Annotated in this window: 9 protein-coding genes; 3 read left to right on the top strand and 6 right to left on the bottom strand. The window is 39.4% G+C overall.

Translation table 11 applies throughout. The features are described 5' to 3' along the window. Positions 1-9 precede the first annotated feature (9 nt). Entirely contained in the window at positions 10-711 is a 702-nt protein-coding gene (locus tag ABD005_RS02840) for an exonuclease domain-containing protein (protein ID WP_343814731.1), read from the top strand. 313 nt (positions 712-1,024) lie between these two features. On the opposite strand, the gene fadA is transcribed toward ABD005_RS02840, so the two are convergent. The 3 genes from fadA to ABD005_RS02855 form a co-directional block, all read right to left on the bottom strand. Continuing rightward, positions 1,025-2,188 (bottom strand): acetyl-CoA C-acyltransferase FadA, encoded by a 1,164-nt coding sequence (gene fadA, locus ABD005_RS02845; RefSeq protein ID WP_215978775.1) that lies wholly within the window; start codon positions 2,186-2,188, stop codon positions 1,025-1,027. 16 nt (positions 2,189-2,204) lie between these two features. Then, entirely contained in the window at positions 2,205-4,388 is a 2,184-nt protein-coding gene (gene fadB / locus ABD005_RS02850) for a fatty acid oxidation complex subunit alpha FadB (protein WP_343814734.1), read from the bottom strand. A gap of 325 nt (positions 4,389-4,713) precedes the next feature. After that, complete coding sequence (locus ABD005_RS02855; RefSeq protein ID WP_343814737.1) at positions 4,714-6,936, bottom strand: bifunctional diguanylate cyclase/phosphodiesterase; 2,223 nt, start codon at positions 6,934-6,936, stop codon at positions 4,714-4,716. Positions 6,937-7,172: 236 nt separating this feature from the next. Between ABD005_RS02855 and ABD005_RS02860 the strand changes: the two genes are divergently transcribed. Then, positions 7,173-8,066 carry a TIGR03899 family protein gene (locus ABD005_RS02860; RefSeq protein ID WP_343814740.1) on the top strand — a complete coding sequence of 298 codons (894 nt, stop codon included), beginning with the start codon at positions 7,173-7,175 and terminating at the stop codon, positions 8,064-8,066. 40 nt (positions 8,067-8,106) lie between these two features. On the opposite strand, the gene ABD005_RS02865 is transcribed toward ABD005_RS02860, so the two are convergent. From ABD005_RS02865 to ABD005_RS02875, 3 genes are read right to left on the bottom strand one after another with little or no spacing between them, the layout of a single operon-like run. Next, a complete protein-coding gene (locus ABD005_RS02865) occupies positions 8,107-8,862 on the bottom strand; it encodes a phosphoadenylyl-sulfate reductase (RefSeq protein WP_215978771.1) in 756 nt (251 codons plus the stop codon). Then, positions 8,855-10,588: an assimilatory sulfite reductase (NADPH) hemoprotein subunit gene (gene cysI / locus ABD005_RS02870; RefSeq protein ID WP_343814744.1), complete on the bottom strand. Its 1,734-nt coding sequence runs from the start codon at positions 10,586-10,588 to the stop codon at positions 8,855-8,857. Before cysI ends, ABD005_RS02865 begins: the two co-directional genes overlap by 8 nt. Then, positions 10,588-12,417 (bottom strand): assimilatory sulfite reductase (NADPH) flavoprotein subunit, encoded by a 1,830-nt coding sequence (locus ABD005_RS02875; RefSeq protein ID WP_343814747.1) that lies wholly within the window; start codon positions 12,415-12,417, stop codon positions 10,588-10,590. The genes cysI and ABD005_RS02875 overlap by 1 nt, the downstream gene beginning before the upstream one ends. A gap of 111 nt (positions 12,418-12,528) precedes the next feature. Here ABD005_RS02875 and ABD005_RS02880 point away from each other — a divergent pair, with 111 nt between their 5' ends. After that, positions 12,529-13,251 carry a lytic transglycosylase domain-containing protein gene (locus tag ABD005_RS02880; protein WP_343814750.1) on the top strand — a complete coding sequence of 241 codons (723 nt, stop codon included), beginning with the start codon at positions 12,529-12,531 and terminating at the stop codon, positions 13,249-13,251. Positions 13,252-13,288: the final 37 nt, after the last annotated feature.

The raw sequence follows: 13,288 nt of genomic DNA on the forward strand, positions 1-13,288 counted from the left end.
GCAAGCATAATGGTTAATAACCCACTAACCTCTTGGTTACTTGGCTACGAAGCGAGCCGAAAACGGCTATTAAAAAAAGCCCCAAAAGGCGCTCTACGTGATTTTTTATCAGTACCATTACCTGATTTAAATACTCCAATTAATCAGTTACCAATACTTGCTGTTGATTTTGAAACCACCGGCTTAAATGCCAAAGAAGATAAACTGCTTAGTGTTGGCTTTATTGAAATAACGCAACAACAAATGGCATTAAAAAGCTGTTTCCATCAAATAATCAGAACTAAACGGCAACTAGAAGAAAGTAACGTTATTATTCATCATATTACTGATAGCCAAAAAGATAAGGGATTAAACAGGAAAATAGTAGTTGAGACCTTGCTAAAGGCATTAGCAGGTAAAGTAATGTTAGTTCACTTTGCCCGTATTGAAATACAATTTCTCACGCAAGTGTGTTTAAAGTATTACGGTATGGCCCCGATATTTCCCGTCATTGATACCTTAGCGATTGCTAAACGGCAGCTTGATAAACGCGATGTTGCTTATGACCCATCTGAGCTTAGATTGAGTAACTTACGCCATAAATATCAACTACCTGAGCATCAAGCTCATAATGCCCTTAGTGATGCTATTGCCACAGCGGAGTTATTTATGGCGCAAATGAGCGAACGCAACAGCGATGACAGCCTGCGTTTAAAAGATATTATTTTATAAAAACTTCACTCGTGAAAAACAAACACTAAAAAATAATTACCGCAAATAAAAATGCCGTATTCAAAGTGCTTTGAATACGGCATTAATCTATTTAACCTGAACTCGGTTTAAGAGATATTTAACAAATTGAAATATCAGCAAAAATTACTTTTCTGAATCGCTAGCTTGATAGTTTTTCTTAATTCAAGGCAAATTTCGCGTCAATAGCTAGCCTATTGCAAGTAAATTTAACGAAGAAGTTAGGAAAAGTAGCTGCTAGAGAAACATTTGTTAAGCCGAGCTCAGGTTATTTATTTTCGCTAACGAGTTATCTTTAAACTCGCTCAAATACGGTCGCGATACCTTGCCCTAGTCCAATACACATAGTTGCTAGACCTAGGTTAACATCTTGCCCTTCCATAAGATTAATTAACGTACCTGAAATACGAGAGCCAGAACAACCCAGCGGATGCCCAAGTGCAATCGCACCACCATTTAAGTTAATACTATCATCAAGTTTATCTTCCACTTTTAATGCGCGAACACAAGATAGTGCCTGCGCTGCAAATGCTTCATTAAACTCAAATAAATCAATATCGCTAATACTTAAACCGGCGCGCTGTAATGCTTTATTAGTTGCTGGGACAGGGCCATAACCCATAGTTGCAGGATCACAACCCGCAACCGCCATGCTCTTTATTTTCACACGTGCGGTTAACCCTAATGCTTTTGCCTTTTCAGCTGACATTACTAGCATTGCTGAGGCACCATCAGATAAAGCTGATGATGTACCTGCCGTTACCGTACCATTAACGGGATCAAACACTGGGCGTAAAGCGGCTAAACCTTCCGCCGTTGTTTCAGGGCGAACCACTTCATCATGTTCAACTAAGGTTAATGCACCTTCTTCATCATGCCCTTGGGTTGCTACAATTTCATTATCCCAACGACCTGCTAACATCGCCTGGTGCGCTTTTTGATGAGAACGAGCGCCAAAGGCGTCTTGCATTTCACGGCTAATGCCATGTTGTTTACCTAGTAACTCAGCGGTAAGTCCCATACTGCCTGAAGCTCTAGCAATATGCTTACTCAACGCTGGGGCAAAGTCGACATCATACATCATAGGTACATGCCCCATGTGTTCAACGCCACCAATTAAGTAAACATCACCTAAGCCTGCCATAATACCCGTAGTAGCATCATGAAGTGCTTGCATTGATGAGCCACATAAACGGTTAACCGTAACCCCCGCTACTGATTTTGGTAAACCAGCAAGTAACGAAGCATTTCTAGCAATATTAAAGCCTTGTTCTTTAGTTTGCTTAACACAGCCCCAAATGACATCCTCAATATCAGCAGGATTCAAAGACGGGTTGCGCTTTAGTAATTGTTCAATAAGATGTGCTGAAAGCTGCTCAGCACGAACATTACGAAATACACCAGCTTTTGAACGTCCCATAGGAGTTCTTATACAGTCAACGATGACAACTTCTTTCATGTTATTCTCCTACAGGTTATTTAGCGTTATGTGCCGAAGCGGTTTTCACGTCGCTATTAAAATAAGACTTGCCTGACGCGGCCATTTCACGAAGCCCGTCAGTTACTTGGTATATTTCACCTAAATGAGCGTATTTATCGGCGGCATTAATAAAGTTATTTAACCCTAATGTTTCAAGGTAACGAATAGCGCCACCTCTAAATGGAGGGAAACCAATACCGTAAATCAAGCCCATATCAGCCTCTGCTGCACTATCAACAACGCCTTCTTCTAAGCAGCGCACCACTTCATTCACCATAGGGATCATTAAGCGTTCAATAATTTGTTCCGCATTAAGTGTGTTATTAGTTGCGGGCTCTGCAAACAGCGCATAAGCTTCAGGTGCTGCAACTTTAGTAGCTTTGCCACGCTTATCCGTACCATGATTATAAAAACCTTGGCTATTTTTTTGTCCCAAACGATTATTTTCAAACAATACACTAACTGGGTCGTTCTCAATTTTCTGCATACGTTGTGGAAACCCTGCCGACATCACACCAGTACAATGATCAGCGGTATCAATACCTACTACATCGAGTAAGTAAGCAGGCCCCATTGGCCAACCGAATTCTTTCTCCATAACTTTATCTATTTTTGCAAAATCAACGCCCTCAAGCACTAATTGACTAAAGCCAGCAAAATAAGGGAAAAGTACACGATTGACATAAAACCCAGGGCAATCGTTAACAACAATTGGCGATTTACCCATTTTCGCAGCATAAGCAACTACCGAAGCAATAGTGGCGTCTGAGGTTTGTTTACCACGAATAATTTCCACAAGTGGCATACGATTAACGGGGTTAAAGAAGTGCATGCCACAGAATTTTTCTGGGCGTTTAACACTTTGTGCTAATAAATCGATAGAAATAGTCGAGGTATTCGAGGTTAAAATAGCCTCATCACTCAGGTAACTTTCCACCTCAGCTAACACTGCTGCTTTGACTTTCGGGTTTTCAACAACCGCTTCAACCACAACATCAACATCCTTTACTGCATCATAACTCAAGGTTGCGGTGATATTGGTTAACACGCCAGCCATTTTTGTCGCTGACATTCTTCCGCGTTCAACCTGTTTCGTTAAAATATTAGAGGCAGTAGCTAGCCCTAAAGTTAACGCCTTATCGTTAATATCTTTCATGACAATCGGCGTACCTTTATAAGCCGATTGATAGGCAATCCCGCCCCCCATAATGCCGGCACCAAGCACTGCAGCCTTATTAACCGGTTTATCAACAAGTTTAGCTGCTTTTTTGGCTTTACCTTTAACCACTTGGTCAGCCATAAACAAACCAATTTGCGCTGTTGCTGAATCAGTTTTAGCTAGTTTAGCAAAACCTTGGTTTTCTAATGCCATTGCCTCAGCGCGACCTGAATTAGCCGCAGCTTCAACGGTATTGACCATAACCATTGGCGACGGGTAATGCTTACCCGCTTTAGCAGCGATCATGCCTTTGCAAGTACTAAACGTCATTAACTGCTCAAGCTTACTGAGTTTAAGCGGTTCAAGCTTACATTGACGCTTAGCTCGCCAATCTAATTTACCATCAATGGCTTGTTTCAATATTTTTAATGCTGCGCTACGCAAGCTTTCAGGAGCAACCGCACTATCGAGTAAGCCGACGTTTAATGCTTCTTCGGCTTTATAACTTTTACCCGTAGACATCCACTCAATGGCGTTATCGGCACCAATAATGCGTGGTAATCTAACCGTGCCGCCAAAGCCTGGCATAATGCCTAGCTTAACTTCAGGTAAGCCAATATTAATATTGCTATCACCAACACGATAATCACAAGCGAGAGTCATTTCACAACCACCACCTAATGCGACGCCATTAATGGCAGCAACCGTTGGCATATCAAGATCTTCAAAGGCATCAAAAACATCAGAGGCTTTTTTGATCCAAGGAACTAAGGTTGCTTCGTCACGCTTAAAAATATCCAGAAATTCTGTAATATCAGCGCCGACTAAGAAAGTCGATTTTGCTGATGTTACGATGACACCTTTTGCCTCATCACACGCACGAATTGCAGCAATTACCGCAATAAATTCAGCAAATGTTGCTTGATCAAACTTATTAACAGACCCTTGTGCATCGAAACTAAATTCAACAATACCATCTGTTAATAGTTGAGCGCTAAGGCTATTGCCTTGGTATAACATAGCTATTCTCCTCATTGAAACTTACTTAAATATAAATCACTGACCAAGCACTAATACGTTATGTAGACGTTTAAATATCATAGTTACTTTTACTGATTTTGCTTTGAATATTGGTCACTATTTTTGCAATTCTTATTTGTTGCTTTGATAGTAGTTACTTGAGTGTGCCTTGAAAAAAATAGAAAAGCAACTTTTTAAAACGGTTGTTTTAATTATTTGTTTGACTTTAATTTTCAGATAAATAAAAAGGCATAACATTTTGATAAATAGCAAAATGTTATGCCCTAAATATATAAATAGCGGGGGAATAAATGCTTAAGAGTAGTTAACGATTGTCATGTAAGAACTTAACAAACTCATCCTCAGGCATAGGTTTAGCATAATAAAAGCCTTGTACTTCATCACAGCCTAATTTAATTAAATGATCTTGCTGTTCAATTTCTTCAATACCTTCAGCAATCACTTTTAGGTTCATTTTCTGCCCTAAGTTGATAATTGTTTCGGCAATAACTGACTGACCTTCCTTGTTGATATCAGTAACAAAACTACGATCAACTTTTAGGCGATTTAATGGTAACTTTTGCAAGTAGCTTAATGATGAAAACCCTGTTCCAAAATCATCTAATGCAATACTAACACCTTCTTCTTTTAATCGAGCCAAAGCATCAATAACAATTTGAGGGTCGTCCATTAAAATATTTTCAGTGATCTCTAGCTCTAATCGACTTGGTTTAATATTTTGAGATCTAATCGTATTGATTGTTGTATCAACAAAGTCACCGCGCCTAAACTGAGGAATAGAGACATTGACCGAAATACTAATATGATTGAAATCATCTTCTAGTCGCTTTAATTGCTGACAAGCTTCGGTAACTACCCAGTCTCCAATTTCAATAATTAGGCCTGAATATTCAGCTAATGGAATAAATACACCAGGAGGAATAAATGTACCATCAGCAGTACGCCAACGTAGTAAGGCTTCTGCACCAATGACTTTTTTAGTCGCTAATGAGAATTGAGGTTGATACCACAGCTCCAAACAATTATTAGCAAAGTCGGTACGTAACTGCCTGATAACATTCAAGCGACCAAGCATTTGCTCTTCCATTTCAGGATTATAATAGGCGAAATGTTCTAAACGATTTTTCTTCGCTAAATTTAGTGCAATGTTGATTTGATTAAGTACTTGTACCCCAGTACTTTTAGCGTGCTCCTGAGTACATAAACCAAAACAAGCACTGATAGGAAGGTTTTGCTCCCCTGCCGCAAAAGGCTGGTCAAATAGAGCCATTAAATTCTCTGGCGTTAGGTGCTCTGCAGGACCAATGATACCGAAAACGTCAGCACCAACACGGGAGAATTTACAGCCAGCCCCCATTTTTTGCATACGCTGACCAACAGCATAAAGCAACTGATTACCGACCTCTTGCCCTAAAGCATCATTAATATCACTAAAGTGATTAATATCAATAAGGGCTGCTACTTCATTTTTATACGAATGTAAGGAGAACTCATCAAGTAAACGCAGAAAATCAAGGCGATTAGGTAAGTTAGTTAACCAATCTTTATATGCCGCATTACTTAACTTTTGAAATAAATGAACATTTTCATAGCCAACTGATGCACCAGTTAAAAATACATTAAGTAGCTGTGTTTGAATATCGGTTAGTGGCCGCGTCAACCTAACATGAATCACTGCGCGGTAATCACCTTTCACTAAGTATAGGTTTAAGGTGTTAGGCGAATATTGATGCTGCTGCTGCATAAAACAACTTTTAACTTCTTTATTAGCCTCTTCATCATCTAACACTTCTAACTTTTGATTAATAAGTTCGTTTGAGTAACCAACTTGCGCGAGAATATAAAAACTTAAATCGTCAACATTTTCGAGAATACCTTGCCCTCTCGCACAAAACACGGCAGCAGCATCATTACCAATTAAGTCTTGTAGCTGTGCAACAACACCTTGACTATAACTACTAAGAGAGTGTTGTGATGATAATTCAGAAGCGCCTGAAAGGATTTTTTCTAAACCTAGTCGGTTTTCGTTAACGGTAGCAATTTGTTGATATGAGCGAATTGCGGCAAAAACAGTTGTGACTAACTTACGTCTCGTTAATTCTGTTTTCGTTTTATAGTCATTAATATCATATTCTTTAATAACGCTTTCTTCTGGCGCATATCCCGGCTGTCCGGTCCTAAGTACAATACGAATATCTTGACGGTGTAAATTTTCACGAATGTGTTTAACAACATTTAAGCCTGCGTCATCAGTTTCCATAACGACATCAAGTAATACTAAAACAATATTAGGGTTTTCTTCGATGAGTTGACATGCATCCTTACCAGAGTAAGCATGTAAATATTCAAGACGGCAACCTAAAACAACTAAGTCGGATAATGCAAGTTGAGTAACTGAATGAATTTCAGGATCGTCATCAACAATTAGCACTTGCCATGTTTCATCGCTACCTTGAGCTAAAACCTCATCTTCATCACTGTCATCAATGAATAAAAAGTCATCGTTAGTATTTTCTGATGCCTGCATACTGCCCTCAAATAACTAGTGTATCCTCGAAAATTAGTATTTCTCAGTAACATAACTAGCTAAGTATTAATTTTATTCTTTTAAACAAGTTTAGCTTAACTATAAACTAATACTACTTTTTTACACCATTAAACAAGATAATAAAAGCCACTTTGACAATATTCAATAAAACCATAGAATAAATCATAATCAAACGCTTAAATCGCTCACAAAGTAATCAGTAAGGTAATCTAAAAATGGAAACAGAAAAAAAAACGGTCATTGTGACCAAAGAAGATTCACCTACCGATGTTATAGAAGCGCCCACAACCCCAAACTCAAATGGTAAAAATAGCGAAACGAGTGCTTCACAACGCTTAACAAAACTCGCAAAGCACTTTGTGATTGACGGTACTTTACAGCCGCTTGAAAAACAAATGCCTATCGAAGATAGAACCTCTAAACGCAATCGCTTAGAGCATTTGCGCAAACAAAAAAATATTGAAGCGATTGTTGAGAAATCACTAGCATATTGTGCAAATAGTGATGTTAAACACAAAGCTGATAACGATTGGTTTAGCCGATATATTACTCTTGCGGAAGAAGTTAGCAACCCAACCATGCAAGATTTATGGGCAAAGATTTTAGCCGGAGAGTTAACTAAACCCGGTTCTTTCTCGTATAAAGCACTAAAAGTTTTTCGTGATATGAGTATTTATGACGCTAAGTTGTTAGCAAAAGCCAGCGCTTTAGCCATTAAAGATCAAAGTAAAAGAAACATCCGTTTAATTTCAGGCTGTTATCAAAAGCCTGGTTTACTGAATTTTTTTTCTAGTCATAGGCTACAACATGTTAATTTAAGCCATTATGGCCTGAATCATGCCGACTTATTGGCGCTCGCTGAGAATCATTTACTCTATACACAAGAAAGTGAATCAAATGCTATGGCCCAAAACGAAGCTATTATCTTTACTTACAATGGCTTGCCTTTAAAAATTAGTGCAAAAAAAGCCAATGTGGTGCTACAGTTTTATAAATTAACGCCTTTAGGCGCAGAGTTAGCACATTTAATTTCGGATAAACCGAATGAAGAGTTTTTTGATTATTTGAAGAAGCAACTCAGTCACCACTTTAACGTAAGTAGTGACTAAGTTGTTTAAAAGAAGCTTACAGAGCCGTTTGAGTCGCGAGTTAAATGCCGTCGCCGTCAGTATGTAAACCACACTCTCGCTGACCGCCACCAAAGCGTGTATCGCTTTCTTCCATACCTAAGGTGAGTGGTCTGGTACTATGGACATCGCCCACTGAAACATAACCTTCATCCCATAATGGATGGTACGGTAAATTATGTTTAGTTAAATACTCATGCACATCTTTATTAGACCAATCAATAATCGGGTGTACTTTAAAGCGGCCACGTAAAATGCTCACCACTGATAAACCTTCACGATGAGATGACTGCTGACGTCGAACCCCCGAAAACCAAGTACCAGCATTAAGCTCTGATAAACCACGCTCAAGCGGTTCAACTTTATTACGGCGATTATAAGCTTTTAATGATTCTTCATCTTTTGCCCACTCTTCACCGTATTTTGCTAGCTGCCAAGCTGCGCTTTCTTCAGCGCTATACACCTTTAAGTTTAGCTTTAAGCGTTCGGTTAGCTCTTCAATAAAGCGGTACGTTTCAGGGAATAAATGTCCAGTATCCGTAAGTAATACCGGAATATTATTATCTACTTGCGTCAACATATGCAACATAACTGCTGACTGAATACCGAAACTTGATGATAGTACAAATTGGCTCGGCAAATTTTCCATTGCCCATTCAACACGGGCAATAGACGACTGCTGCTCAAGTTGCTCATTCCATTGCGCTAACCACGGTTTAGGTAATGACGCTGGAAAGCGGTTATTAATAACCGCTGAGCTAGTGATTGCACTAGGCATGATGAAAGTCCCTAACACTAATTTTCACTTCATCAACAATACCAGCACGAATAACGAAATCACCAAAAGCTTCATTATTATTACGTTCAGCTGACCAACGCGCACTTAAAGCATCAATTTCGGTTAAGACACCTGCTTCATCAACATTTTCTTTATAAAGATTAGGAACACGGGTACCGCCTAAGTCACTCCCTAAATACATATTGTATTTACCAGGACCTTTACCCACTAAACCTATTTCAGCAAGCATGGCGCGACCACAACCATTTGGACAGCCAGTAACACGTAAAATAATGCTTTCGCCTGCTAAATCATTTTTAGCCAAAATGGCTTCAACATCATCAACTAAGGTTGGTAAATAACGCTCTGCTTCAGCCATAGCTAATGGACATGTAGGAAATGCTACACATGCCATAGAACTTTTACGCTGGTTGGAAACACTATCGTTTATCAAGCCATGTTCACGTGCTAATTTTTCAATAGAAGCTTTATCGGCTTCGGCAACACCAGCCACAATTAAGTTTTGGTTAGCGGTTAAACGGAAATCACCTTGGTGAATTTTAGCGATTTCAGCAACACCTGTTTTCAAGCTCTTACCGGCAAAATCAAGTAAACGACCATTTTCAATAAATAGTGTTAAGTGATGCTTACCATCAATACCTGCAACCCAGCCAAAGCTATCGCCACGGTGAGTAAACTCATACGGGCGTGATTCACTAAATTCAACACCAGCACGACGTTCAACTTCCGCTTTAAAAGTATCTGCGCCAACACGATCTAAGGTGTATTTCGTTTTAGCATTTTTACGGTTAACTCGGTTACCCCAGTCGCGCTGCGTAGTAACTACCGCTTCAGCGACAGCTAAAGTGTGCTCTAATGCAATAAAACCAAAATCGTCGGCAGTACGCGGGTAAGTACCGCTATCGCCATGTGTCATTGCTAAACCACCGCCAACAAGTACGTTAAAACCAATTAACTTACCGTTATCGCTAATGGCAACAAAGCTTAAATCATTAGCGTGCACATCAATATCGTTTTGTGGTGGAATAACAACGGTAGTTTTAAACTTACGAGGTAAGTAAGTACTACCTAAAATAGGCTCAACTACCTCAGTTGTTTCAACACGTTCTTCATCTAACCAAATTTCAGCGTAAGCACGTGTTTTTGGTAATAAGTGCTCACTTAATTTAACCGCCCATTCATACGCTTCTTGATGTAACTCTGATTCAACAGGATTAGAAGTACATAGTACGTTACGGTTAACATCACCAGCTGTCGCAATAGAGTCTAAACCTATGCTATTAAGCGTTTGGTGCATCAACTTAATATTTGGCTTTAATACACCATGAAATTGAAACGTTTGACGCGTTGTTAAACGAATACTACCGTATGAGGTGTAATCATCTGCAAACTTATCAATCGCTAACCATTGTGTTGGTGTGATAATACCGCCTGGTAAACGTGCACGTAACATTACGTTATGTAACGGCTCAAGTTTTTGTTTTTGACGTTCAGCACGAATATCACGGTCATCTTGTTGATACATACCGTGAGTACGAATTAGTTGAAAGTTATCAGCGGTAAAGCCGCCAGTAATGCGATCTTGTAGATCTTCAACAATAGTACCGCGTAAAAAGTCACTTTCTGCTTTTAAGCGTTCGTTATCGGCTAATTTACCTTCAACGATAAGCACTGGATTTTCATTTTTTTCGATATCGTTGCTCATTAGTAAACATCCTTCTGGTAACGCTTATTGCTGCGTAGTGATTTCAAGTAATCTTCTGCTTGCTCGATAGTTAATTTACCGTGCTCGCTAATAATTTCGACTAAAGCTTGGTGTACATCTTTAGCCATACGGTTTGCGTCACCACAAATATATAAATGAGCACCGCGTTCAAGCCACGCAAATACGTCACTTGCTTGCTCTTTTAGACGATCTTGTACGTAGATTTTTTGCGCTTGATCACGAGAAAAAGCTACATCCATACGCGTTAACAGGCCTGATTTTAAATAGTTCTGCCATTCAACTTGATACAAGAAATCTTGAGTAAAAGTTTGATCGCCAAAGAACATCCAGTTATCACCTGAAGCTTCAACAGCTTCACGTTGTTGCATAAACGCTCTAAATGGCGCAACACCGGTACCTGGGCCAATCATAATCACTGGTGTGTCATTGTTTTCAGGTAAACGGAAGTTATCATTGTGTTCAACAAACACACGTACTTTTTGACCTTCTTCAAGGCGGTTTGCTAAGAAACCTGAAGCACCACCAATACGCTCTTTACCATTAGCTTCGTAAGCAACTACACCAACAGTTAAATGCACTTCTTCTTCAACTTCAGCCTGTGCTGAAGCAATAGAATATAAACGCGGGGTAATTTTACGTAAGTTATCAACAAAAGTTTGTGGCTCTACTGCCGCTTTAGCTAAAGCAACCACTTCAACAATTTGATGATTACCCGCAAATTCACGTGCGGTATTTTTGTCGCTTGCTACTTCAAGTAATACTTTGTCGTTACTTAATGCTGCCCAAAACTCAATAAATGCAGGCGCTGTTTGGGTAATTTCTAAATGATTAATTAACGCTTCTTTTAAAGAGATCTCTTGTGTTTCGCCATTAATCTTAAGGCTAACTTTTTCATCACCCGTGGCGTTTAACTCGGCAACTAACTCATTAACAAGGGCTTCATCGTTTTCAAACCAAACACCTAACGCATCACCTACTTGATAAGTTAAGCCTGATTCACCTAAGTCTATTTCAATATGACGAACATCTTTGGCTGAATCACGACCGGTAATTTTTTGGCTTACTGAAAATTCAGCGGCTAATGGGTTCTGCTTAGTATAAATACTTTCAGCGCCAGCGGTCGCTAAAGCAACAACAGGAGCAAGGCTAACCGCAGTTTGCGTTAACTCATCTTTTAAGCTGGTAACTGTGCTTGAAATCCAAGCTTCACAATCAGTTTCATAGTCAACATCACAGTCTAAACGAGGCGCAACTTGTGTTGCTCCTAACGCCTTTAAACGCTCATCAAAGTCTTTACCTGTTTGACAGAAAAACTCATAGCTACTATCGCCTAATGCCAATACGCTATAACTTAAATTAGGTAATTTAGGCGCTTTTTTACCTAATAAGAATTCATGAAACTCAATGGCATCATCTGGCGGCTCGCCTTCACCATTAGTACTAGCAACAATAAGTACGTGGCTTTCTGTTTTAAGGCTTTTCGCTTTATAGTCAGCAATATTTTTTAAGTTAACCGTAATGCCTGCTGCCACTGCGCTTTGCTCAAGCTGCTTAGCAACACCTTTAGCATTACCTGTTTGTGAAGCAAATAAAATAGTCAGAGTTTTTGCTGCCGCCGCTTCTGCTGCTGGAGCAATTTGTGCATTTTGACCTTGCTCACTCTTAGCCGCTAAGTAGCCACTTGCCCAAGCAAGTTGCAATGAAGAATAACTTTGCGTGGCTTGTTGTAATAATGCTAATTGATTAGCATCTAAGGCACTGCTATTGTTTGTTGTGTTTTGATTTGTAGAACGCTGCTCTGGCAACATAACGATTTTCACCCATGACAATTGATGGTGCAAGAATAGACAAATTCGAAGCAAAGCAGAAGGAATAGATAGCAATTTTTTATTCCAAAATGGAATAAAGATATTTTTTTAATGACTAACCCAATAAAAAATAACACATTGGATAGAAATAAAGCAGATCACACCGTGACAAACTATCACCGAACCTTTACTCAACGTTGCTTGAGCCTTAGAGTACTTATTTACCTGTGTTGCACCTACAGTGCAACATCGCTAGCTTTAGCCGCTGAAAAAACGGCTATATACACCTATAAGTCAGCAGAGGGAGTGACTTCTTTTTCTGATATTGCGCCCATCAATACGCATTATGAAACCTATCGTGTTGACTGCTATGCATGCGAAGTAAATTCGCTCATAAATTGGCATCGCGCCAAGCTTTATTTAACCGAACATCAAGAAAAAATTAATAGTGCAGCTCAAGTAAACAGAATAGATCCCGCTTTTGTCCGTGCTATTATTCATGCGGAATCACATTTCAACGAAAAGGCAATTTCAAAGCAAGGCGCGCAAGGGTTAATGCAGTTAATGCCACGTACGGCACAGTCATTAGGGGTTACTAAGCCGCTAGACCCTGAACAAAATATTTATGGTGGTACACGCCATTTAGCACGCTTACTTAAAAAATATCGAGGTAGTCATAGCTTAGCTGCTGCCGCTTATAATGCTGGTGAGAGTGCAGTGAAAAAATATGCAGGCATCCCGCCTTTTCCAGAAACGCAAGTCTATGTAAAACGGGTAAATATATTATTAAAACGCTATATAAAGTCTGCTCCAATACAACTAACAAAAAATTAAATAGCGTATAAAAAAGGCGGTATTATCACGATAATAC

It is taken from the genome of Colwellia asteriadis (assembly GCF_039523295.1).
Lineage (GTDB): Bacteria > Pseudomonadota > Gammaproteobacteria > Enterobacterales > Alteromonadaceae > Colwellia > Colwellia asteriadis.

Bases quoted from the DNA above. Each gene is read 5' to 3' on its own strand.
- ABD005_RS02840 (WP_343814731.1), top strand. From the start codon at position 10: ATGGTTAATAACCCACTAACCTCTTGGTTACTTGGCTACGAAGCGAGC.
- fadA (WP_215978775.1), bottom strand. From the start codon at position 2,188: ATGAAAGAAGTTGTCATCGTTGACTGTATAAGAACTCCTATGGGACGT.
- fadB (WP_343814734.1), bottom strand. From the start codon at position 4,388: ATGTTATACCAAGGCAATAGCCTTAGCGCTCAACTATTAACAGATGGT.
- ABD005_RS02855 (WP_343814737.1), bottom strand. From the start codon at position 6,936: ATGCAGGCATCAGAAAATACTAACGATGACTTTTTATTCATTGATGAC.
- ABD005_RS02860 (WP_343814740.1), top strand. From the start codon at position 7,173: ATGGAAACAGAAAAAAAAACGGTCATTGTGACCAAAGAAGATTCACCT.
- ABD005_RS02865 (WP_215978771.1), bottom strand. From the start codon at position 8,862: ATGCCTAGTGCAATCACTAGCTCAGCGGTTATTAATAACCGCTTTCCA.
- cysI (WP_343814744.1), bottom strand. From the start codon at position 10,588: ATGAGCAACGATATCGAAAAAAATGAAAATCCAGTGCTTATCGTTGAA.
- ABD005_RS02875 (WP_343814747.1), bottom strand. From the start codon at position 12,417: ATGTTGCCAGAGCAGCGTTCTACAAATCAAAACACAACAAACAATAGC.
- ABD005_RS02880 (WP_343814750.1), top strand. From the start codon at position 12,529: ATGACTAACCCAATAAAAAATAACACATTGGATAGAAATAAAGCAGAT.